Source organism: Candidatus Binatia bacterium, assembly GCA_029248525.1.
Lineage (GTDB): Bacteria > Desulfobacterota > Binatia > UBA12015 > UBA12015 > UBA12015.
Window position 1 is genome coordinate 13945 of record JAQWJE010000048.1, and the last position, 23551, is coordinate 37495.

At 59.3% G+C, this 23551-nt stretch carries 21 protein-coding genes; 14 read left to right on the forward strand and 7 right to left on the reverse strand.

Annotated elements, in window-relative coordinates; genetic code table 11:
- Window position 1: 1 nt before the first annotated feature.
- Entirely contained in the window at window positions 2-1141 is a 1140-nt protein-coding gene (locus tag P8K07_12030) for a serine hydrolase (GenBank protein ID MDG1959244.1), read from the reverse strand.
- A 208-nt stretch (window positions 1142-1349) separates the two neighbouring features.
- Between P8K07_12030 and P8K07_12035 the strand changes: the two genes are divergently transcribed.
- The gene (locus P8K07_12035; protein MDG1959245.1) at window positions 1350-1973 is read left to right on the forward strand and encodes a glutathione S-transferase family protein; all 624 of its coding nucleotides are present in this window, start codon (window positions 1350-1352) and stop codon (window positions 1971-1973) included.
- Between the two features lie 59 nt (window positions 1974-2032).
- Here P8K07_12035 and P8K07_12040 read toward each other — a convergent pair whose 3' ends face one another.
- The 5 genes from P8K07_12040 to P8K07_12060 form a co-directional block, all read right to left on the reverse strand.
- Complete coding sequence (locus P8K07_12040) at window positions 2033-2857, reverse strand: metal-dependent hydrolase (protein MDG1959246.1); 825 nt, start codon at window positions 2855-2857, stop codon at window positions 2033-2035.
- A gap of 165 nt (window positions 2858-3022) precedes the next feature.
- Complete coding sequence (locus P8K07_12045; GenBank protein MDG1959247.1) at window positions 3023-4666, reverse strand: hypothetical protein; 1644 nt, start codon at window positions 4664-4666, stop codon at window positions 3023-3025.
- Window positions 4667-4932: 266 nt separating this feature from the next.
- Window positions 4933-5997, reverse strand: a complete 1065-nt coding sequence (locus P8K07_12050) for a hypothetical protein (protein ID MDG1959248.1) — start codon at window positions 5995-5997, stop codon at window positions 4933-4935.
- A gap of 226 nt (window positions 5998-6223) precedes the next feature.
- Window positions 6224-6841, reverse strand: a complete 618-nt coding sequence (locus P8K07_12055; protein MDG1959249.1) for a hypothetical protein — start codon at window positions 6839-6841, stop codon at window positions 6224-6226.
- A gap of 275 nt (window positions 6842-7116) precedes the next feature.
- Window positions 7117-7398 carry a hypothetical protein gene (locus tag P8K07_12060; protein MDG1959250.1) on the reverse strand — a complete coding sequence of 94 codons (282 nt, stop codon included), beginning with the start codon at window positions 7396-7398 and terminating at the stop codon, window positions 7117-7119.
- Between the two features lie 122 nt (window positions 7399-7520).
- Between P8K07_12060 and P8K07_12065 the strand changes: the two genes are divergently transcribed.
- The 8 genes from P8K07_12065 to P8K07_12100 all read left to right on the forward strand — a co-directional run bounded on the left by P8K07_12065 (window position 7521) and on the right by P8K07_12100 (window position 15905).
- On the forward strand, window positions 7521-7958 hold the full coding sequence (locus tag P8K07_12065; GenBank protein MDG1959251.1) for a Fur family transcriptional regulator: 438 nt from the start codon (window positions 7521-7523) through the stop codon (window positions 7956-7958).
- 85 nt (window positions 7959-8043) lie between these two features.
- Complete coding sequence (locus tag P8K07_12070) at window positions 8044-8364, forward strand: hypothetical protein (GenBank protein ID MDG1959252.1); 321 nt, start codon at window positions 8044-8046, stop codon at window positions 8362-8364.
- 137 nt (window positions 8365-8501) lie between these two features.
- Window positions 8502-10745, forward strand: a complete 2244-nt coding sequence (locus P8K07_12075) for a TonB-dependent receptor (GenBank protein MDG1959253.1) — start codon at window positions 8502-8504, stop codon at window positions 10743-10745.
- A gap of 48 nt (window positions 10746-10793) precedes the next feature.
- Window positions 10794-11180 (forward strand): MerC domain-containing protein, encoded by a 387-nt coding sequence (locus P8K07_12080; GenBank protein MDG1959254.1) that lies wholly within the window; start codon window positions 10794-10796, stop codon window positions 11178-11180.
- A 383-nt stretch (window positions 11181-11563) separates the two neighbouring features.
- Window positions 11564-11836 (forward strand): hypothetical protein, encoded by a 273-nt coding sequence (locus P8K07_12085; protein ID MDG1959255.1) that lies wholly within the window; start codon window positions 11564-11566, stop codon window positions 11834-11836.
- 309 nt (window positions 11837-12145) lie between these two features.
- Window positions 12146-12916, forward strand: coding sequence for a hypothetical protein (locus tag P8K07_12090; GenBank protein ID MDG1959256.1), 771 nt, complete (start codon window positions 12146-12148; stop codon window positions 12914-12916).
- A 63-nt stretch (window positions 12917-12979) separates the two neighbouring features.
- Entirely contained in the window at window positions 12980-13735 is a 756-nt protein-coding gene (locus tag P8K07_12095; GenBank protein MDG1959257.1) for an STAS/SEC14 domain-containing protein, read from the forward strand.
- Window positions 13736-13970: 235 nt separating this feature from the next.
- Complete coding sequence (locus tag P8K07_12100) at window positions 13971-15905, forward strand: primary-amine oxidase (GenBank protein ID MDG1959258.1); 1935 nt, start codon at window positions 13971-13973, stop codon at window positions 15903-15905.
- 11 nt (window positions 15906-15916) lie between these two features.
- Here the strand turns inward: P8K07_12100 and P8K07_12105 are convergent, their stop codons facing one another.
- Entirely contained in the window at window positions 15917-16990 is a 1074-nt protein-coding gene (locus P8K07_12105; GenBank protein MDG1959259.1) for an MBL fold metallo-hydrolase, read from the reverse strand.
- Between the two features lie 229 nt (window positions 16991-17219).
- Here P8K07_12105 and P8K07_12110 point away from each other — a divergent pair, with 229 nt between their 5' ends.
- From P8K07_12110 to P8K07_12130, 5 genes are all read left to right on the forward strand, one after another.
- Entirely contained in the window at window positions 17220-18509 is a 1290-nt protein-coding gene (locus tag P8K07_12110) for a serine hydrolase (GenBank protein ID MDG1959260.1), read from the forward strand.
- A 173-nt stretch (window positions 18510-18682) separates the two neighbouring features.
- Window positions 18683-20065: a DUF1800 domain-containing protein gene (locus P8K07_12115; protein MDG1959261.1), complete on the forward strand. Its 1383-nt coding sequence runs from the start codon at window positions 18683-18685 to the stop codon at window positions 20063-20065.
- A 13-nt stretch (window positions 20066-20078) separates the two neighbouring features.
- Window positions 20079-21395 carry a DUF1501 domain-containing protein gene (locus tag P8K07_12120; GenBank protein MDG1959262.1) on the forward strand — a complete coding sequence of 439 codons (1317 nt, stop codon included), beginning with the start codon at window positions 20079-20081 and terminating at the stop codon, window positions 21393-21395.
- A 160-nt stretch (window positions 21396-21555) separates the two neighbouring features.
- Window positions 21556-22671 carry a calcium:proton antiporter gene (locus P8K07_12125; protein MDG1959263.1) on the forward strand — a complete coding sequence of 372 codons (1116 nt, stop codon included), beginning with the start codon at window positions 21556-21558 and terminating at the stop codon, window positions 22669-22671.
- 77 nt (window positions 22672-22748) lie between these two features.
- Complete coding sequence (locus tag P8K07_12130) at window positions 22749-23438, forward strand: DUF502 domain-containing protein (GenBank protein ID MDG1959264.1); 690 nt, start codon at window positions 22749-22751, stop codon at window positions 23436-23438.
- Window positions 23439-23551: the final 113 nt, after the last annotated feature.

A 23551-nucleotide genomic window follows, 5' to 3' on the forward strand; every position in this document is an offset into this window, starting at 1 on the left:
TCTAATCGCCGCGCAGTGCGGCGGCGGCCGCGTGAGCGGCGAAGATCACGTTAGCCGAACGGGCTCCGCCGACCGTCCCATCCTGCATCCGGTTCATGACATAGACTACTGTCATCTGGTTCTCCACGTCGACTACCGCGAACGACCCACCCCACCCGGCCCAAAACAGCGTGCGGTCATTCACGCCCATCGGCATACCCTCGGACGGAAGGCCGAACCCGATACCAAATTTCGCCTTGAGTCCGAGGACCTGGTCGACACCGTCGGCCTGGACCTCAAAGCAACGCTCGATGGTTGCCTTCGAGACAATCTGATGACCATTCACCGCGCCCTCTCGCCCAAGGCAGGAGACAATGGTCGCGACCGAGCGGGCGTTGCCGTGACCGTTACTCGCAGGCTGCTCGAAGCGGCGCCATCGATCGGTATTTACCATCGCCGCGTGCGCCGGTTCGCCGCGAGAAACGCGGGCTCCGACAGAGTCGCCTGCCACAACCGAAACCGCGATCTCGTCGGTGCGCATCTCAGCGACCCGCGAAAAAGCCTCGTCCGGGGTACCGATATGAAAGTCCGCTCCCAGAGGTCCCGCAATCTCGTCGCGAAAGTAATGCCCCAACGACCGGCCATCCACGCGGCGGACAATTTCGCCCAGTAACGGGCCTTGCGTCGACGAGTGATAACCTGAAGCCGCACCCGGCTTCCACCACGGTGCCTGCCCTGCCAATCGCGCCACACACAAAGGCGTATCGTACATTTCCTCTTCGTTAATCGGCACATCATACCCGGGCACACCCGCGGTATGGCTCAGGACATGCCTGACGAGCACGTCCTCCTTTCCTTTGGCTGCAAATTCCGGCCAATGCAGAGCGACCGGATCGTCGACCGACAATCGACCCTGATCATGCAAGCGCAGCACGCACAACGCGGCCATCATCTTGGTGGTCGACCAGACGTTGACGAGAGTGTCGCGCTCCCAGAGGCTTGTGGCCGCCACGTCGCGATGACCGCCCCAGAGGTCCACAACGGTTTCGTCGCGATGGATCACACAGGCGGAAGCCCCGAGGTCGCCTTCGGCAAAATTCTCGGCGAACTTCGCTCGCACGGCATCCCAGGCCGGATCACAATATCCAGAAATTTCGCTCATATCATTACCCCACGATTCCAGACTGCGATCCCTATCCCATGCAAATGCGCCTGGAAAGATCACGATTCCGAGACACTTGTTGCCGCCGATCAGCTCTGGGGTCCGAATCGAAGACATGCCGGCCTGCCCCGCTTCTCATGGGCGCACTGCGGAGCCAACGAGAGGCGTCTCCATGATCTCGAGGCCGCGTGCTAACATTTTTCTGACAATGAAACTCTATACATTTGACGGCGCGCCGAATCCCCGACGAGTTCATATTTTCCTGCGGGAAAAAGGCATCGAAATCCCCCGCGAGAAAGTGGATATCACGAAAGGAGAGAGCCGCAGATCCGAGTTTCGCGAGCGCGTGAATCTGATGGGCGGGCTTCCCGTCCTCGAGCTCGATGACGGCTCTCATATCGCCGAGTCCATCGCCATATGTCGCTACCTGGAATCCGCAAACCCTGATCCGGCGCTTTTCGGCAGCGACGCCAAATCGCAGGCATTCGTCGAGATGTGGACCCGACGGATCGAACTCAATTTCATGCTCTCTGTCGGAATGGTCTGGGTCCACGGATCACCCCTGACCCGACACGTGGTGAAGCAGCAAATTCCCGAAATGGCAGAACTCAACCGGGGGCTGGTCCGAAGCTATTTCGAGTTTCTCGACCGCCACTTCGAGCAGAACGAATTCCTGGCGAATCAGAGTTTTTCGATCGCCGATATTACCGCATTCTGCACCCTTGAATTTGCCGCGAAACTCAACGACCTTCCGCACGCGCCAGAACAGAAGCATCTCTCGCGTTGGGTCGATGCGCTCGCCGCTCGACCGAGCATCGAAGACCAAAGCTAGGAACCGCGCAGCCCCCGCCTTCCTCCTCCCATGCGGCCGCGTTTCCGACCGCCTGTTTCCTAGGAGACCTTGAGAGCCATCGCTGTGTATTTATCTGCCAGTGGCTGAATTCCCGGCGCGATCTCAACCTGGTGAGGCGTGTAGGTCGGAAGATACGTACCCAGCAGTGCCGGGATCAAGCTGCGCAGCGAAGAAGCGTTCCCCATCCGGTCCGCGGCATTTTGCTGGGCAATCTCCTCGGCACTGAGCTTCGGCTGGGGGCGGACCTTCAGCATGTACTGCGTGGTGCGGTGGATCCAGCTGATAAAATGCCACTGCGCCCAGGCGCCGACAAAGAGCCGGTAGAAATAACCACCACAGACGTGATCGTAGACATCAAAGGCTACCGTGCGGTGCTCGAGTTCTTCGACAAAATGCCACTGGATCATCTCCAGATAGTCGGGCAGATCATCGCCCAAGCCGTTCTCACCCATCATGCTGTTGATCAAATTCATGGTGATGGCTTCGAAACCTTCGGCGTAAGCGAGGTTAAAGCGGAGCGATTTGGTTTTCGTGAATCGTTGGTAATCGTCGGAAAGTTCTTTTTCCAGAGCCTCCAGCCCCGGGAAACCCGCGCGCTTCACCGCCGCGTTGAACTTCATATGGATTCGGTAGTGCTGGCCTTCCTGCGCCGAGAAACCCTTGAGTCCCTCGAGGATCTTGGGGTCGGTGACGTGCTTCTCGGCCGCTTTCATGGATCGAATCAGGTAGGGCTCGAGGTAGGGCAAAAGCAGCGAACCCGCGATGAAGGAGAAGGATCGCCGATGGTCACGCTCCATAAAAACCGGATCGATTTCATCGGGGAAATCAAAGGGCATCTGGCGGATTTTAATCGTGTCCAGCATATCGGGAGCCTTCGGCTGATCGAACTCCCCTTGGCGAAGCAGAGGGGTTGGACAGCGCTATCACACCCCGAAGACGTTCGGTAGCAAGAACTCGAGGCGCAACGATCCCCGCTCAACCAACAGGTCGCAAATATCGGGAGATTCCTCGCTCCCGAAATCCGCTCCCTAGTTCCCCGATGCCACAACACCGAACCCTTGCGGCCCCTGCTGCCATGCGATCAAGGTATCCTCATCCGGCAGAGGAAATCCCTGAATCAGGTATTCACCGCTGAGTCCGCGCACAAACGGTGCGCCCAGTGTCTGAACGCTGAAAGTCGTTGCCGCAAATTCAACCCCGTCATCATAGAGACGCAACGTATGTTCGCCGTCCCCCAAAAGGGCGTAATTCCATTGCAGGACGTAGGCATTATTGACGCGATCTGCGTCCGCACATTGGCCGCGGGTATCTCCGCGAGGGGTTCCATAAGCCACCTGAATCGGTTCTCGGTCATTGAACTGAGCGGTGATATTGCCGCCAGCACATCGCCAGCCCGAGACGATTCCGATGCCACTCATCTTGGCTCCGGGACCCGGATTCTCGAGTGCGCCCGGCACTACCTGAGCCACGCTGGCACGCCCGGAGCTTGTCGAAGCCGGGCCGCCGCATTGGCTCACCAGAACGAATGATTGGTTAGCCTGCTGCCATTCCACGTGCTGAACATCGCCAGAAGCGGGGAACCCGTCCAAGGCCGTGCAGTTCTCGACACCTCGAAGAAATCTCGAACCGGCAAGGCGCTGGACAGAAAAGGAGACCGAGCGCCAAACATTGCCGTCATCGAGAATCTCCAGAAGGTGATCCCCATCTTCCAGATTCGAATAGTTCCACTGCAGGGCAAACGCCGTATTTTGCTGCTCGGGGTCCGCACAGCGTCCCAGAGTATCGCCACGTGGGGTGCCGTAGGCTATCGGCAACTCATCACCACCATCAAATCGGGCGATCAGACTGCTGGCCGTGCATTTCCAACCGGAAACAATGCCGATTCCACTCTGAATCGATCCCTCCGCCGGGATTCCCAGATTTCCGATATCGCTATCGGACGGAACGACAGGAGATGGGGAGACGACAGGGGTCGTCGTCGGTGAGACCGTGGGCCCTGGCGTCGAGGGTGCCGTTGGTGCCGGGGTTGGTGCTCCCGTGGGTGCCGGCGTCGGCACAGCCGTTGGTGCCGGGGTTGGTGCTACCGTGGGTGCCGGCGTCGGCACAGCCGTAGGTGCCGGCGTTGGTGCTGCCGTGGGTGCCGGCGTGGGTGCCGGTGTCGGGGTTGGCTCAGGCTCGTTGCTCAGGAGCAATTCATAAACGGGAGACGGCCCGTAACCAGAATCGGCCACGAAACGGAATCGTACCGGATACACACCAAGCTGGTCCTCGGGCACAATCACCTGATACGAAGGGTGGATGTGCAACGATGAGGCCGTCCCGAGGTCTGCGGACTCCCCGGCCGCATCCAAATTCGTCGACCCGACCTTGACGGTCACGGCGGGGTCAATCTCGACGATCTCCATGCGAATCTCGGTGCCCGGCGAAACGCGGGAATAGGAGCCAGTGCCTGAGTCGGGGGTGATGATCCCGGGATTGACGGTGCTGTACAGACAGTCCGAGGGGAAGCAGATGCTCTCGTTCTTGAAAACAGCATTAAGGCCCGGCTCGGGGAGCCCGACCAAAGATCCGGAAGAGGTCACGTAGACAGCAATGTCTTCGTGCACCACCTGAGCCTGGACCGGCGCCACCAACGCGGCCAGAGCCAGCAAGACAATTCCAACCCTCGTCATATTCCGTCTCTGCATTTTTCGCACTCCACTCGGCAGAGAATCACTCAGCCCTTGTGCATATATGAAAACACCCCGGGGAGAGGAGGCCAAGCAAGACCATTCCACCCAGGGAGAATATTTGTTCGACCAACAGTTGCCATATCCCTCAAAGTCGCGACTCGGAGGGAGATGGCAGCTCCGCTCCTCGGGCCGGGCAAGAAGCCCGAACCCGAGAAGCGGGTTACCAACGAGGCCATCGGTTCATCAGAACCTCAGCCATGCCCAACCTAGTCCTCTTCAGGAATGGTGGAACCCTGACTTTCACGAATGCACGGAAAGGCTGCCTCGGCTGCCTCCTCGTCATCAGCGAAAACGACCACAGCGATATCCTCGAGCCCGCTCGAGTAACCCGCTCCGACCAACTCCTGCACACGACAGGCGGCCATGCCCATATTCGGGGAGATCGCGGCGGTAGCCGCAGCCAGATCGACGCCAAAGGTACCTACGCACTTCTCGGAAGCCTTGGTGATCGCATGCTGGAGGTTCGCCGAGGTTCGCGCGACAATGCCCTTATCGACATCCGAGCAGGTTTTGAGCACACGATTCGGTGCTGTATCCGTTTCCGGATCGCCACCACCGGCGCGCCAGGACTGGATGGCATCCAGGCAGTTGGTCAGCGCCTTGTAGTTCGAAGAAATCAGCTTGCCAGTGCTCCGGCTCACAGTCTTCTGACATTTGGCGGTTGTTTTCGTGGCAGTCTCGACCGGAGCCAAATAGCCATTGGTGACATGGAAGGTGTAGATGTCGGACGCCTGATAGTTACTGTCAGGATCCTCGAAGACAAAATCGATATCGCCTTCACCAAAGCCACCGATGCTCGTGTCGGTCGAATCCAGTGCGATTTGGTAATCCGGGTGGGCGTGCAGAGTCCCGTCTTCCCCGGGAGTCCCGTCATAGGTACCCAAGGAAGCCGACTCACCAATCTCGTCAAGGGTCGTAGCGCCAATCTGAATCGAGAGACCTTCATCGATGTTGATCAGGGCGAACTCGACCGTGGTGCCAACATTCAACTCGTAAAGCTCGGGGGCCTCGTCCTCAGCAGCTCCGATTCCGGGAGTTGTCGAACCGTAGACAAGAACGGGCCCAACTGCGTTGGCGAAATCGGTACGCAAGACGGACTCAAAATTATATTCGCCCATCAGCTGCCCGGCACCTGCATCGGTCGATCCGACTTCGATATCACCATGTCCATGATGATCGTCCTCTTCGGCGAATGCGGCGGGGCTCATGCCGAAAGCCGCAAGGCTGACGGCTGCGACGGCCGTCACAAATGTTTTGTTGATAATCTTCATTTAAGATTCCTCTTTCTTTGGTTTGACTTCGAATAGAACTGATTTTGTGAATGAAAAAAATGAATGCGTGAAGGAAGGAAGGAAGGAAGGAACTAACCGGGGAGCGAGCGAGGCTTCCCTGTCACCGCATCAAGCGCGGGCGCATAGAGACCCTGCCGAGCGCGAAACTCGACGAGTTCAGATGGACTGTGGACCGAGATGAACTCGGGCCCTGCGGATCAACCGTTCAGTCCTCGTCGTGGTCCTCGTCGTGCTCGTCGTGACCCTCATGATCGTCGTGACCGTCACCCTCTACCGGAACGAGACGGGCCTGGGCTGGCTCTGACGGATCGTAGATTCGATCGGCCTCAAGGCGGAACTCGAGCAGATATTCGCCCGATTCTGTGCCCTCGGGCAAGATCACCTGCCACTCACCGTGACCATGGAGTCCGGGAGAGCTTCCCAGCACTACCGAGTCTCCCACCTCATCCAGCGCAACCCCGTCGAAACGGAACTGAACCCCAGGATCGAGAGCGGTGATCACGAGCGTTACCTCGACCCCGGACATCAACGGGTAAACGCCTTCTTCGGGCTCATCGAATTCCACGAGCCCGAAGCCGGGATCACTGCCAGACCATAGGACAAGCGAACCGACGATGGTGTTTTCGAAGACTTCAAACGCCTGACTGAAATCGTAATCGACGACCAGCACGCCGCCATCAGGGCTGCTCGCTCCGATCATCAAATCGACGTGAGGGTCATCCGGAACAGCGTGCGGACTCCCGCACGCCCCCACCAGAAATACGAGTCCCAGCAGCCATCCCACCGCAGGACGCCGTGCCTGATGCCGCTGGCGCGGAGACATCGCGCCCCCAAAGCCCGTATTAGAACACTTCTGAATGCTTTTGTTGATCATTTCCCGTCACTCGCTTGCTGATCCAGGATCGAAATCCGGATGGTTGGTCTGACCGCGGAAGCCGAGGGAGCGACTTCATGAAAGAATTCGCCCCACGGTTCCGCGAGGTCCTCGGCTGCCACCCAGCGGCCGGATCTGCGATTTGAAGTTTCGAGATCGCAAATCGTGGGGCTGCTTGAATGCAGAACCCGCGATCAGGCGCTGATTGCCGAGGCTTTGTAGCTTCAGACCCGCGGGGGGCCGCGAATTGTTCGCACCGAGTGAGAAACGAACGGAGCTTCCGAGCCGGAAGGTTTCGCCGTAACGAGGGAGCCGAAAAGAACAGGAGCCAGAGGTACAGAGGCCGCTGCCGTAATCAGCGGGGCTCGGACAGTCGTACAAACCGCGCAATTCTCGGCGAGGTGGGCGCCCTCATGCTCGAACTGATGCAGGATCCCGAAAGACACCACGACCAACAACGAGAAACTCGCCGCCAAGGCGACTAGTCGCCCCTGTCTGCGTTGCATTCCGACCATTCCTCCGTCGAACTAGCATCGCGTCAGGCTTCCCGTCAACCTGCAATCGCATTTGCAACTAATTTGCGTTTGCTGCGTTGCCTGTGGCGCGGCAAGCTGATACCTACTTCCCAGTGCCACCCTCAAAAAAAGCAACAGAATTACCGGCCGCGGATTTAAAGGCGGTCCTGAGAGAAGCCGGCCTTCGGGCCACGATGCCCCGGCTGGAGGTTCTGCGTCGGCTGCAGTCGACCGAATCGCCCATGAGCCATGCGGATCTGGCATCCGAACTCGTGCCACTCGGCTTCGATCGTGCAACTGTGTACCGAAACCTGAATGATTTGGTGGAAAGTGGGCTGGCGACTCGGGTCGATCTGGGAGACCATATTTGGCGGTTCGAGGGCCTGCGGCCCGAGGACAGAGACGGACCCGAGCATCCTCATTTTCTCTGCAACGACTGCGGGGACATCGTCTGCCTGCCTGCTATGGAGATCCCTCTCACGAGCAAAGCCGCCCGCCCGATCCGCGATATTCAGGACGTCGTCCTGCGCGGACGCTGCACTTCCTGCTGATCTCGGCAGACCCCTGGGAGCCGGTTCGAGACCCGGAAATCGCCGTTGCAATCAAGTTGCATTAACGCTAGTTTCCACCCTGTAAATGGAGAGGCCCAACAGAAACGTCGGTACCGCGAGCAAAAACCGCTGGATCCGACTGGCAGGCCGCATCGCCATCGTGGCAAGCCTGTTCCTCTGGACAGTTGGTGCTCTGCACGCCGCGGAACACGATGCCCGGCATGATTCCCCACCCTGCAGCACCTGCCTCGCAGTAACAGACGAGGGTCTGCACCAAACGAGCCACCCCCTTCCCCGGGTGGACGTCTCCATTCAGATCGCACCGATTCGGGTCGCCGACAAGAACTCCGCCGGAGCCCGAGAGTTTCGCCTCACCGCTCGCGCGCCACCCCAGTCCCTCATTTAATCAATATGGTCCAACCCGTCGCGCTGAACAGCGCGCGGTCCGACCCGTTAAATGTGGGGACTGGAACTGAAACTCGTCGCCCCGTGCGCATGCGTTATTAGAAGTCCCCGAAAAGATAGAAGAGTGGAAAAGGTCAAATGAAAAATCAATCGTATCGAAATTTAAGCAGCTGGGCGGTCCGGGTCGGACTTCTCGCGACACTTCTCCTGGTGTTGAGCGCGCGCGTTGTCGCGGCCGAAACCACGGACGCAGACCCGGCAGCCACGGTTGCCGCAACGGCAGAAGCCAGCGAGCAGGGTCAGGCAGACGGACAGCAAGGCGACACTTCCGAAGCAAAGGACCCCCGAGAGCGCGTCCTTTCCTTCGGTCTTGACGAAATTGTGGTGACCGGCAGCGCGGTGCCGCGTACGGCAAGCCGACTTGCTGGCGCGGTGTCGACTCTCTCGGGCGAAGAGCTCCTGCAGAAACAGCAGGCAACAATCGGCGAGACCCTCCGCTACGAACCCGGCGTCAGCGCGACCTACTTCGGACCAGGCGCGAGCCGTCCGATCCTTCGCGGCCTCGGAGGCCCCCGGATTCAAATGCTGATCGACAAGTTGGCGGTCCCGGATGCGTCAGCATCGAGCCAGGACCACGCCGTGACCGTCGATACACTTGGCGTCGAAAAAATTGAAATCCTGCGTGGTCCGGCCACGCTTCGCTTCGGCCCGAACTCCGTGGGCGGCGTCGTGAATACGATCGAGCATCGCGTGCCCAAGAAATCTATCGGCAAGGCCGTTCAAGGTTCGGTCGAACTTCGTGGATCCTCCGTTGACGGCGGATTTGGAGGTGCAGCCGTCATCGAGGGCGAGGTCGAGAACATTGTCTATCGCCTGAAGGGCTTTGGCTTCACGGCCGGCGAGGTCTCGATCCCGGGCTATGCCGAGTCCAAGCAGTTCCGCGATCAAGAGGCAGCCGAAGCCGACGAAGACGGCGAGGAAGAGGAAGAAGAGGCCTTCGGTTCCATTCCCAACAGCCAAGTGGAGTACACCGGCTTCAACGCGGGTGTCTCGTGGGTCGACGAGAAGTTTTTTGTCGGAGCCGCAGTATCGAACTTCCAGACCAATTATGGAGTCATCTTTCACGAAGCCGGTCATGACCACAGCCATGGGCATGGTCACGGCGGCGAGGGCGAAGGCGGCGAAGAGCCCCCCATCCTGATCGATATGGACTCCTGGTCTCTGGACTTCGCAGCAGGAATCACGGACCCGTTTGAAGGCCTCCAATCGGCCGAAGCACGACTTCGCCTCGTCGACTATGAGCACTTCGAAAGCGAAGGCAGCTTCATAGCGACAACCTTCAAAAATAAAGCCTATGACCTCCGGGTGGAGGTCGTCCACGAGCCACTCGGCCTCTTCGAAGGATCCGTGGGCTTCCAGAGCACCTTCAGTGACTTCAAAGTCAGCGGCGAGGAGGGGTTCCTTCCCAATACATACTCATCGACGAACTCCATTTTCGTCATCGAGCAAGTCGATCTTGCACCCGTAACGATCGAAATGGGCGCACGCCTTGACTACTCCTCGGTTGCATCGGGCGGAGGCGGGGCCTTTGGACCCGCAGCGAACCGTGACTTCCCTCTCGGTAGTGCCTCTGCAGGTATTGTCTACGACTTCATGGACTCACAATTCCTGAGCCTTGATGCGTCGTGGAGCATGCGGGCCCCCAGCTTCGAGGAGCTCTACGCCCGTGGGGTCCACGTCGCCACCGGGTTCTTCGAGATCGGGAACCCTGACCTCGACACCGAGAATGCGTTTGGCCTCAATATCGGCTATGCCGGCCAAATCTCGATTGTGGACTGGTCGATCAACGGATTCTACAACCGCTACTGGAACTTCACCTACCTCAATGGCACCGGAGTGGAACGCGACGAGATCGAGATCGGCCGCTTCATTGCTACCGACGCAGAGCTGACCGGTGGAGAGCTCGAGGTAGCCGTTCATCTGCTCGAAGACGGCCCCCATCGTCTCCATTTGATCGGCCGTGCAGATGGGGTCTACGCGCAGAATCTCAAGACCAACGAACCGCTCCCCAGAATGCCTCCAGTCCGCTTTGGGGGAAGTGTCGTCTATGAATACGAGGCTTTCCGGGCAGAATTGGACGTCCTGCGTGCCGCCAAACAAAACCGAGTGCCGGACGGTGAGTTTTCGACCGCCGGCTACACCATGCTGGATCTTGGATTTGATTACGAGCTTGATATGCTCGACCTGCCGATCACCCCTCTGCTATTCTTCCGCATGACAAACCTCCTGAATGAGGAAGCAAGGGCTTCGGAATCTTTCCTCCGGGATCGGGCGCCCTTGCCTGGCCGGAACTTCACGGGTGGCGTGAGAATCACTTTCTGAGACGAGGAAAAAATCGCTATTATATAAACTAAAGTCGGAGACCAAACCGTGAATCGTCTCGGGAACCTTCTGGACAAGACGGCGATCGGCATCTCGATCGCTTGCGGTATTCACTGTCTCCTTTTACCCGTGGCTCTGGTTGCGGCTCCGTCGACGGCGCTTCTCGCGTCGGTCGACGAGAGCCTGCACCAGGCCCTCATCCTTCTGGTCTTGCCCGTCAGCTTGATCGGGTTAAGCCTGGGATGCCGACAACACAGGCAGTGGCCGATCTTTCTGCTGGGAATACTGGGAATTCTGGTCTCTGTCGGAAGCGTTTTGCTGGGCCACGATTTCCTTGGTGAATCCGGCGAGATCGCAGGCACACTCGTTGGGGCGTCCCTTATCTGTGCCAGCCATATCCAGAACTACCGGCGCTGTCGCGCCGATGCTTGCTAGCGCAAGGCCTGATCCGTCGAGCAACGAGTCGATCACTTCTCGGGGTCTCTGCCCGGCCAGATGAGCCTCGCGCAAGTCCCGGGACTCCAGAGAGCCATCCGGGGCGAGATGAGCGAGTCGTTCGCTGAGCAAATCTGGACGAAGCCATTCCCGAGTTCTACGACTTTTCCCAGATCGCAAAAAAGGCGCTGGACGAACAGGATTCTGCCCGCATGGGTGAAGTGCTCCTGGCGTCGTCAGGAATTTCTATTCAGAAGGGCGCCCGTCGGAGCCCGAAGACACCTTCGGCGGGATCTGGAAACGGAAATATCCCGACCTGCCCATACCCAAGAGGCGTTACTGGGTGATCCTGAACGGCAATTTACGGGAAGCACCACAAACCAATGACACCAACTGGGCGAGTATCGCCTCGCGAAGCTTGGCTGTTTCCGTGGGTTCTTCCGAGGCGCGGCGCGCTGCGGGAACTCCATGCTCTTGCCGAGTTGACCAAGCATCGCGGCATGGGAGACGCGGAAGTGCGCTGGGTGGCGATCGAAGAACCCCTTGAAGGGTCGGGCTTCCCCACACTTTTTGACCAAAAGCAGATGCGCCGGTTGTCCGACCTTGGCCGTCGGGCGGGCGCCGATCGCGCCTCGTGGAATCGCGAAGCGCCTTGACACATCACGTTTTCCCGCTGTCTGACTCGATCGCGCAAGGAACGGAAATTTTAGCTTGCTTAGACCGGAGGAACCCGAAAACTCAATAGAATTAAACATCCTTTTCTTTTCGCTTTTGCCGCGCTGGTTCTGATTGCTGGTTGTGGCGGGTCCAGTCAGGAAGCCGGTCCAAAAATTGACGACGATCAGACAGCCACGCTCTTCGTCCAAACTGCGGGAATAGCAAGTTTTTCCGAAACCCGGCTGTGGCTCGAGAAGGCCAGTCCGCAAACCGCATGGCGCGCTAGCGACCGTGAGCCCGGCGCCGGCATGGTTTCCACCGAATCATTCGTATCGCTATGGGAGCAGGAAGACATCTTCGCCGCGCAACCACTGACAGCCCAATTCACCTGCACGGTGAACGGTGAGGCAGTCAATTACCTGATAGAACTGCTGGCCCCGAAATTTTATGATGGCTTTTGGCGAGGCGAGCTCTCGCCGTCGCACAATCTGGTTGTGGGGCCCTATCACACCTACAGCCAGGCCGGGGGGCTCGTGGCCGGATTCAACAATACCACCTCCGGCAGCTACGCCTCGGTTACCGGCGGCTCGGAGAACATCGCGAGCGAGAGTCGCAGCTCCATCACGGGGGGAAGGTCCAATGAGGCCAGCGGGACTGATGCTTCCGTATCCGGAGGCTTCCTCAACAAGGCCACCGCCGATCGCTCCTCGGCGAGTGGCGGCCGCGAGAACCAGGCCTTGAATACCCTTGCGTGGACTGGTGGCGGATACCGCAACAAGGCAAGCGGGCTTTACTCCGCGGTCAGCGGGGGGAGCGCCAATGACGCCTCCGGGATCAAGGCATCCATCAGCGGCGGTGGGAGCAACGAAGCCAGCGGCGGATCCTCCTCGGTCAATGGCGGGTTCCTCAACGAAGCCAGCGGCGCTGCCTCCTCGATCAGTGGCGGTTACACCAACGAAACCACCGCCAACTATTCGGTGGTCAGCGGTGGAATCGCCAACACCTCCAACGGCAGGTACGCTACGGTGACCGGTGGCAAATTGAACGTCGCAGACCTCGACGATTCGGTCCTGCCTTGACCAACAGCCGGGGATCATTATGGTTTGGATGCGAGTCAGATTATTGCGTCAAAGGAGACCTGCATGATTCAAGAGATCACCGACCTTCCCGACAACGTCTTGGGATTGAAAGCCTTGGGAGAAGTGGAAGCCGAAGACTACCAGCGCGTACTTGTGCCCGCGCTCGAGGCAAAACTTCGCGATCACCGGCGCGTCCGCCTCTTGTACGTCATCGATGAGTCCTTCACCGGCTACACCGGAGGCGCGGCGTGGGAGGATGCCAAGATCGGGATGTTTCATCTGACGGCTTTCGAAAGAGTCGCGGTGGTCACCAACGAAGAATGGATTCTGAAAATGGTAAGCGCCTTCGGCTTTGCGATGCCTGGCGAGGTGCGGGTTTTCGCACCGGAGGACATCGCCTCGGCTCGCGAGTGGTCGTGCGAAGCTCCTGCCGAAAGTGATCTGAAATTCGAGCTATTGACCGATAGTGCGACTGTGGTGCTCGAACCCCATGGCGCCTTGGAGGCCGGCGATTTCGAACGTCTCGCCGAGGCCCTCGGCGATTTCGAAAAGCAAGGCGGTGTCTTGCGCGGTGTTCTCATCGATGCCAGCAAATTCCCTGGCTGGAGTGGTCTCACCGCACTGACCTCACATATCGAATTGGCTCGCACCCATCGCAAGGAACTGCGGCGCATTGCCCTTGTTTCCGACGACCGTCTCCTCGCCGGTCTGCCGCTCCTCGCCTCGCACTTTGTCGATGCCGAGGTCCGCTCGTTCAACGCCTCCCAACGAGATCAGGCTTTGAGCTGGGTCGGCGGTGCGGCCTCGAACGACTCCTGAGTCAGGGCCGGCTCCCGTCCAGAACACAACCGATCGAGACCATAACTCCGCCTCGAGAAGCCCGAAGAGTCCGAGAAGCCCGAGAAGCCCGAGAAGCCCCGGTACCGTGTCGAAAATATACTGCACCATTTCTCGGAATCGTTCCGCACGCGGCACCACTCGAAGCTCCGCAGCGCGGTATCAGGAATCGCCCATACGCTTGTCATTGAGGAGAGCATTTGCTCCCTAATCATCAATGACAATCACCAAAGACGCTGCGCCCGCAGCCCATCCCCTCGACCCCGCCACCACCGAGGAACTCGCCCATGCCGTGGCGATCCTGCGCGCGAGTCAGAAATTGGGCGAACGAGCCTTTTTTTCGTTCGGCCATCGATACGAGCCATCACGCAGAGAGCTGGACCAGCATCGATCCGGGACTGCTTTGGAAAGAATCATTCAGCTCGTCGGGCACGACCGCGATCGAGGACAGAGCTTCGATGCACGCATATCACTGACGCTTGATAGTATCGCGAGCTTCGAGTGGATTAACGAAGGCCAGGCACCCCTGGGCGCGGACGACGTCGCCGTGCTCTACGGCATCCTTTTCCAGAATGAACAATGGCTGGCCGCCTTGGCAAAACGTGGCATCGAAGATCTCTCCCTGGTTCATATCGAACCCTGGATCGCCGGCATTCATCCACCCGAAATGCCTGCGGGGCGTGTCCTGCGTGCGCTGGCTTTCCTGCATCAGCACCCCGATGACAATCACTATGCGCGCCCGGTCGAGGGGCTGGTCGGGTTGGTGGATGTCGACAGCGGCAACGCCGTCATTCTTGACCATGGCGTGCACCCGGTACCAACCGAATCTGCCAACTATGCAGCCGATCAAGTGGAAGAGGTTCGCCAGGATCTCAAGCCACTCGAGATCACCCAACCCGAAGGACCGAGCTTCACAGTCGATGGCCACACGATCTGCTGGCAGAAGTGGCGGGTTCGCATCTCGACCCATCCGGTCGACGGCCTGGTGCTCCACGATCTCCGCTACCGCGATGGGGATGTCGACCGAACGATCCTGCACCGGGCCGCGCTCTCCGACATGGTGGTTCCCTACGGCGACCCCTCGCCGATGCATTTCTGGAAGCACGCCTTTGATGCGGGAGAAACCGCACTGGGCCAAAATGCAAACTCCCTCAAACTCGGTTGTGATTGCCTGGGCGAAATCCAATATTTCGATGCGACGTTTCTGGGCGCGGATGGAACACCCTACACCTGCGAAAATGCCATTTGCCTGCATGAGGAGGACTTCGGGATTCTCTGGAAGCATGCCAATGTCTTCCGGCCCGACATGAAACCGGAGGTGCGCCGCTCACGCCGACTTGTCATCAGCATGATCCATACGATCGGCAACTACGAATACGGTTTCTACTGGTACTTCTATCTCGACGGGAACATCGAATTGGAGGTCAAACTGACCGGGATTGTCGGCGTTTCGGTCCTGGGCACCGAAACCGATCCGGAAAGCTCCCCGCAAATCGCCCCATCCCTCTCCTCCCCCATCCATCAACATCTGTTCTGCTTCCGGCTCGACTTCCATCTGGATGGTCCGACCAACTCGGTAGCGGAAACCAATATCGAGCCGACCGAGGACGACAACCATCCTTACGGCTCGGGCTTTCGCGCCCGCACCCGGCCGCTGCGCACCGAACACGAAGCGATGCGCGTGATTGATCCTGCCCGCAGTCGAAGCTGGCAGATACTGAACCCCAACAAGGAAAATGGTCTCGGCAAACCAGTGGCCTACAAACTTCTGCCGAAGGCCACGCCGACCTTGCTGGTCCCCGAGGGTTCACCTGCCGGGCGCCGCGGCGGCTTTGCCCGACATAATCTCTGGGTGACTCCCTACCGGGAAGATGAGGCCTATGCCGGAGCCGGCCCCTTCACCAACCTTCATCCCGGAGGCGCCGGCCTGCCCGCCCATGTGGCCGACAACCGATCGATCGAGAACACCGAACTCGTGGTCTGGCACAGCTTCGGCGTCACCCATGTGCCACGCCCGGAAGACTGGCCTGTGATGCCGGTAGAGTATGCAGGCTTCATGCTGATGCCCTCAGGGTTCTTTGACCAAAGCCCCGCGCTCGATGTCGCGCCCTCGAGCACCTGCCACACGAAATCCGGGAAAGGATCGGCCTGAGGCTAAGTGATTCAGGGCGTCGCGTCGTCGACAAAGTCGCGCCCGCCTGCGGGCAGGATGCGAAACTTTTTCGGGTCCAGACCCTGCTCCTCGATCAGCTGCCTCAAGGCGGCCGGTGGTTGATCCATCGGCTCGTCGGTGAGATCAAAGGTGCCGTAATGCATGGGGTAGAATCGGTCGGCCCCAAGGTCCTCAAAGGCTGCCACGGCTTCCGCCGGATCCATGTGCTGGTAGCGCATCATGAAGCGCGGAGCCCAGGCACCAATCGGCAGTATCGCGACATCGATCGGAGCAAATCGCCGACCGAATTCTCGAAAACCATGGAAGTATCCCGTGTCGCCCGCAAAGAAATATCGGCGCTCCCCGTTATCCAGCAGAAAGGCACACCAGAGAGATCGATTGGGGAACTGGTCGATCCGGCTCGACCAATGCTGCGAGGGCAGGCAGGTGATCGTCCATGCTCCGTGGCGGGTCGATTCCCACCAATCGAGTTCCACCGCATCTCGTCCAAGGTCGGCAAACCATTCTCCGAGGCCCAGCGGAACATACCATTTCATCGATGCCGGCAAGGATTCGATCGTCTCTGTATCCAGGTGGTCGTAGTGGTTGTGCGAGATCACGGCGAAAGCGTCGGTCGGAATCGATTCCAGAGGAATGCCGGGTGGATTCCAACGTGCCGGCAAGAGAGCCCGTTTCGAGAAATGGGGATCTGTCAGGAAGACGTCGTCGCCATCCTGGACGGCGAAACTCGCATGTCCGATCCAGGTGATACTAGGCAACTCCCCGGATTGGCGTAGATATGCTCCGTCATTTTCGACCAGCGGCAGATCCGGCGTGCGCCATTTATCAAAATGGTTCCAGTCAAAGAGCTTCCAACGCAGGAATGACCAGGACTTGCTGCCCATCTCCTGCCAGGGGTTGAAGAACTCACCATCCCGCCAATGCGGAAGGTAAAGGTCGCGAGCCTCCTCGGGTATGGGCTTCTCGGGCCCGCTGAGGCTCGGCTCCGCTCGATTGACGGCCTGTGCCTCGACAGCCATCACCGCCAATAGAGCAAGCCCAAGCAGAACCACAAATCCACGCACCCGCCAACCATAACTGTCAGCCGGGAATCCTTCCAAACCGGGACCAAACTGCCGGATCGAAGGGATACGGGCAGCTCACGGGTGGCCCGTGCGAAACTGAGGAGGCCGTAAGCGAGGCCAGGTGCGCCAGAAACGGCGCCCGGGACTTCACACCAACGCCGGACACGCATGGGCATCCAAAACGGTCGGATTCGACTCAGGGCCGTTGTTTCGCCAAACTCATGAGCAGATGGATTTTCGCCTCTACACACGCTGTCCGATCAAGGCTCCGGTCGAGGCGGTGACGTCCATTCGTCCGGACACCGAGATCGACCCCGGAGAAGTTGGTGCCGATGCTGATGAGTTGAACGCCGCCTGGCACGCGATCACCCGTCTTTACGCAAGCGGGATGCATCCCGCGATCAGCCTCTGTGTCCGACGCCGAGGAAAGACGCTTTTTGATCGAGCGATCGGCCACGTCTCCGGTACACTGCCCGACGACCCGGCCGATGCTCCGCTCGTCCCGGTATCTTTCGATACGCCTTTTTGCCTGGCCTCCGCATCGAAGCCAATCACGGCCATGCTCATCCATAAACTCGTTGAGCGAGAGCTTCTCGGATTGGACGATCGCGTAGCGGATCATTTGCCGGACTTCGGGCAGCACGGCAAGGAGACCATCACCATCCGTCACCTCCTCACTCACCGTGCCGGCCTCGCGATCACGCCCAAATCCACAATGGACCTTGAACTGCTCGCGCAACCCGACAAGATCCTGGAGTTGCTCTACGCGGAAACGCCCGCCTGGACTCCCGGCCGCCACATGGGCTACCACGCTCTGACTTCCGGTTTTCTCTTTGCCGCATTGATTCAAAGCGTCACCGGCAAGACCATTGATCAGGTGCTCGACGAAGAAATCCGCCAACCGATGGCCACCCGCTGGCTTCGCTACGGCGCCGCCCGCGAAGACCACGGACTGGTCGCTCGAAATGCCTTCACCGGCGCTCCCGTACCTCCACCATTTTCACTACTGGTCGAGCGTGCGTTGGGACTGGATGTTCCCGGCGCCGTGCGCCTCATGAACGACCCCCGATTTCTGAGCACCGCAGTTCCCTCGGCCAATATTGTGGCGACGGCCGAAGAAACCGTGCGGTTTTTCGAGGTCTTGCGCAACGGTGGCTATGCCGGGCGCACGCAGATTTTCAAACGAGAGACGATTCGCGAGGCCGTCGCCAACCAGAGCGGCATGGAGCCTGATGCGACCCTCTTGCTGCCCTTTCGCTATGGAATGGGCTTCATGCTCGGCGGCGAGTACGCAAGCCTCTTCGGGCTGCGCGCTCGCCATGCCTTCGGCCATATCGGCCTGACCAATACGCTTTGCTGGGCCGACCCGGATCGCGATCTCAGTGTCGCGTTGCTGACCAGCGGCAAACCCGTCCTGTATCCGGAGTTCGTAAGCTTTGCCGAGGCCGTATTCAGGATCGCGGGCGCCTGCCCGCGCGATTCCGCAAGCGCCTCAGACTCCAACCTCTCGCCGAATTGATTCGCTGCCTGCAAATCGTCCAGGCGAATGAGATGCGGCACGCGTCATGCCTGCGGCCAAATTCGAGATTCCATGGGTCCTGTCCGGTGAATATTAGTTGCTTCTCAACTTTCCCCCCGGCAAGGTCGAATAGTCAGGGACGTGTGATTCCATAGCCGTCCGGGGGGACCATCATGGTAGACTGGAACGAAGAAAATGCAGCTCATCTGCTGTCGCGAGCAGGCTTCGGCGGAAAGCCTCAAGAAGTGGCCCGCTATGCCAAGCGCTCACAGATCTCCTGCGTTGCGGTGTTGCTTCGCCCGAAACCTTCACGCGCCAAGGGCCCGGGCGTCGACGACAAGGACACGGATAGCCTGATCAAACTGGCGCAGTGGTGGGCCAAGCGAATGGCCACCCAATCTTCGCGACGTGTCGACGAGAAAATGGCTCTTTTCTGGCACGATCACTTCGCCACGCAATACTCGGTAGTCAAAAACGTCCGCGAGATGTCACTCCAGAATCGAACCTTCCGCGAATTCGGCATGGGCTCCTTTCATCGACTTTGCTGGGAGATCACCCGCGATCCAGCCATGCTGGTTTTCCTCGACGGCAAGGACAACAAGGCCAATAAAGTAAACGAGAATTACGGCCGTGAGATCATGGAGCTCTTTGTGCTCGGCGAGGCCGATCGCAATGGTGTGGCCAACTACACTCAAACCGACGTCGAAGAAATCAGTCGCGCCCTGACCGGCTACCGGGTCGATGGCGATCGCGGTGTGATTCGCAACAACCGATTCGACGACGGCGACAAGACACTATTTGCGGGCACCAGCTTCGAGACCACGGGCAATTTGGGTGTCGAGACCACACTCGGCCTGCCCTTCGCCCCGGACGTAAATGTCATCGATATCCTGTTTACCCATCGCGACTCCGACGGCGCGTTGACCATGCCCAGATTCCTCGGCCGAAAACTCTGGGAATATTTCGCCTACCCCGACCCGGATACCGCTCTGATCGACGAAATCACGGCGAATTTCATTGCCGGCGGCTTTATCATCGAGGACCTTCTGCAGTCCATCTTCATGCACGACGACTTCTATTCGGACGAAGCCAAAAGCAGTTCCGTCCGCAACCCTGTCGAATACGCGATCAGTTCGATTCGAGCACTCGAAGCCCGAGGGAACCTCAAGGAACTACCCTTTCATTTTGACGGCATGGGAATGACACTCTTTGAGCCACCCAGCGTCAACGGGTGGCCGCAGGGACTACCCTGGCTTTCCAGCGGTCAATTCCTCGCGAGACTCGATTTTGCGCAGACTTGCGCCTCGGGGCGCGCCAGCACCCTGAAACTGATCCCCAAAAAACTGGTGCCGAAAAATGCCACTACCGCCAGCGAAGTGGTCGACGGCATTCTCCACCGACTGCAAATTCAGGATTCCATCCCGTCCGATGCCCGTCAGGTATTGATCGACTATTTCGACGGCGAGACCGACTTCAAGGATCCTGTCGTTCTCGAAACAAAAGTCCGCGGCGCCGTTGCGCTCGCCCTGCAGCTACCCGAAGTTCACGTTCATTAAGGAGATTTGTCGAATGCCACGCATTGATCGACGACGCTTTTTGCAGACCGGCATGGCCACCGCGGCTGCGCTGACGACACCGATAGCCTTCCCGCGAGCCTTCGGCCCCCGCTCGGCGCACGCCGCCGGACCGGTGGATCCGATCTTTGTCTTCGTGCAGCTCAAGGGCGGAAACGACGGCCTGAACACCGTCATTCCCATGGACGATACGGGCCCGGTCCCGCAACGCTCACTCTACGAGGCCGCGCGCCCCAACATTCAGGTTCCCACCAGTGCACTCGCGGCGACACAGATCGACAATGACCCCGAAAAGGGCACCGCGCTCGCGCTGCACCCCTCGATGCCGGAGATGAAAGGGCTCTATGATCAGGGCAAGGTCGCTGTCCTCAATGGCATTGGCTACCCGGGACAGAACCTCTCTCATTTTCGCTCCGAGGATTTCTGGCTCGGTGGCAAAATTTCGGGCCCCTTCTCGGGCGGTTGGCTCGGGCATTATCTCGATGCAAACTATACTCCGAGCGATATGGTGGCGCTGGACGCCGCAAAGACCATGTCCCCCGCTTTCTTCTCCGAAACGGCCAATGTGCTCGCGGTCAAGAAGATCTCTCAGTTCGTGCTCCCGACGGACGATCTCTATCCGGATACAGCCGCGAAACGGGCCGCTCTCAACGCAGCCTACGCGGCCGAAGCCGATCCGGCCCTGACCGACGGATTGCAGTTGAGCGTCGGCACCTCAGGCGACGTCCTGCTCGGTAAAATCGACGAATTCGCCGCCGTGGAGACACGCTGGGGCGCCAATGTCGGCAACGCCAACGGAAGACTGGCCGACCGCCTTCTCGAAATCGCCTCGGTGATTCGTCATGATGTGCTGGTCGGCCCGCCGCTTGGGGTCCGCTATTTCCATTGCGAAGAAGGTGGCTTCGACACCCATACGGCTCAGGGAAGCCTGACGGGCCGACAACCCGACCTGTTGGCCAAGGTCAGCAAGAGTCTTGCGGCCTTCTGGCAGGATATGATCGACATTGGGGTTCAGGACCGCGTGCTCATGCTGACCGTTAGCGAGTTCGGGCGGCGCGTCGCCGAGAATGGGGGACAAGGAACAGACCACGGCGCCGCCAGCTGCATGTTTGCGATCGGCGACACCGTGCAGGGAGGCGTTCACGGCACCGTACCCGCACTTGACGACCTCGAACGCGGCAATCTGAAGTTCCACACGGACTTTCGGCGGGTCTATGCCACGGTAATCGACCGCTGGCTCCAATCACCGGGTGCGCACACCGCCCTGCTCCCCGATGCGCCGCACGCGATGCTCGATTTCCTGCCGAGCTGAAGCCCCGGACGGGCGACTCCCGGAAGCAATCCGGGGATCCGACAACCGTTGATCGAATCTCGACTCCAAGGTGGGCCTCGGCAGGATCGAGCCTCGGCCCGAGAGATCGGGTGCGACTTGCGGCTGGATATCCGCTAGGACGAACAACAGGATTGATTCGATGCCGACGCCCGAAACGACAACCTTCTCGATGCTGCGTGCCGAGGCCGTCATACCGGCTGCGGCACTGACCCTGCTTCTTTTCACGATTTTCGGTGCCACATGGGAAGCCTCGCCGATCGATACCCCCACGCAATCAGCTATCCTCTTCGGCTGGATCTTTGCTATTCTTGTCTGGGCTTCTTTCGGAGTCGTTCGTCACGCCGAAGGTCTGGCCACGATTCTGGGCGAACCGATCGGCACCATCCTTCTTACCCTCAGCGTGATCTCGATCGAAGTTGCCATGATCACCGCCGTGACCCTGACCGGCGAGCATAACCCGACTCTTGCGCGTGACACGATGTTTTCCGTTTTGATGATCGTTCTGAATGCTCTGGTCGGTGTTTCCCTGATTGTCGGCGGGCTGAAACATCACTCCCAGCTCTTCAGCTTGCGCGGCGCCAAAGCCTATCTCGGTGCGCTCTTTACCTTGGCGGGATTGGGACTGATCCTCCCGCGCTTCACGCCATCCACACCAGACGGCTCTCCCTCAACACTTCTTGCCAGCTTTCTTCTTCTGGTGTCAGCGGTCGTCTACGGTATTTTTCTGACCCAGCAAACAGTCAGCCACCAATCGCTGTTTCAGGTCGACGGAGAAGCTGGCGCTCACGATCATGGGCACACCGTACACTCGGTGAAATTCCATGCCGCCCTGCTTGTCGGCATCATGTTGCTGATCGTATTTCTCTCGAAACATTTCGCGGTCTTTGTCGAGTCAGGGGTCTCGCACGCCGGTCTGCCACCGGCGCTCGGAGGAATCCTGGTCGCAATTATCGTACTGACGCCCGAGGGGCTTGCCGCAGTTCACGCCGCGGCCGAAAACAATATTCAGCGCTCGATCAACATTTGCCTGGGATCGGGACTCGCCACCATCGGCTTGACGATTCCTGCCATTCTGGGCGTCAGCCTCTTCACCGGCCGGACCATGGAACTGGGGCTTGAGACACCCGATATCGTGATGCTGGCAATCACCATGATTGTTTCGATGACGACGTTTGCCGCCGGGCGCACCACCTACCTGCAGGGTTGCCTCCACCTGGTTCTTTTCCTCGGGTATTTGATGCTCGTTTTTGACTGAATCGACTCGCCGCAGCATCCGCCGACAGGTAAGCTGTCAGCAGGGCCCCGAGAGAAAGGCTGGCGACCTCACGCATCATGTCCGAGAATCAGCACCAAGATACGGATCCGCGGACCAAAGCCGTCCGTTCCCTACCCGCTCGCCTGCGAGGATATTTCTTCTCCGGCTTCCTGATTCTGGCACCCCTGGCGATTACCTTCTGGGTGACTGCCTGGTTCATCCAGATGGTCGATCAACAGATTCTTCCCAGTCGACTGATTTCCGACTCCATCCCCGGCGTCGGGATCGTCGTCACGCTTGCGGTCATCACCTTCGCGGGTTGGGCGACCTCGGGACTGGTTGGTCGCGTGATCCAGCGACGAAGCGAGGATCTGGTCGCTCGAATCCCGATCATTCGCAGCATCTATGGGGGCACAAAACAGATCTTTGAGGCGGTTTTGGCCAAACGCTCCCACGCGTTCCGGCAGGTGGCAATTTTCGAATACCCGCGAAAAGGAGTCTGGTCGATCGGGTTTCTGACCGGCACCACCGCTGGCGAAGTCCAACAGCGCACCAGCACCGAAACCGTCAACGTCTTCGTCCCGACGACCCCGAATCCGACCTCCGGGTTTCTGCTTTTCGTTCCTCGCGCCGATTTGATCCTGCTCGACATGACCGTCGAGGAAGGGATCAAGATGGTGGTCTCCGGCGGCATCGTGACGCCCGAGCATCTGCACGATCGGATGACGCAGCGCGACACGCCAGATCCTCCTGTCACCGAGGTCTGATCGGGAACCCCTCGGAGGAAGACCTGATCGGACCCTCCGCGCGTTCCCCGGGGCATCCGCGGGGCAAAGCCTTGGCCAGAGATCCTGGCTCGAAGAAATTTGAACCCGAAGGG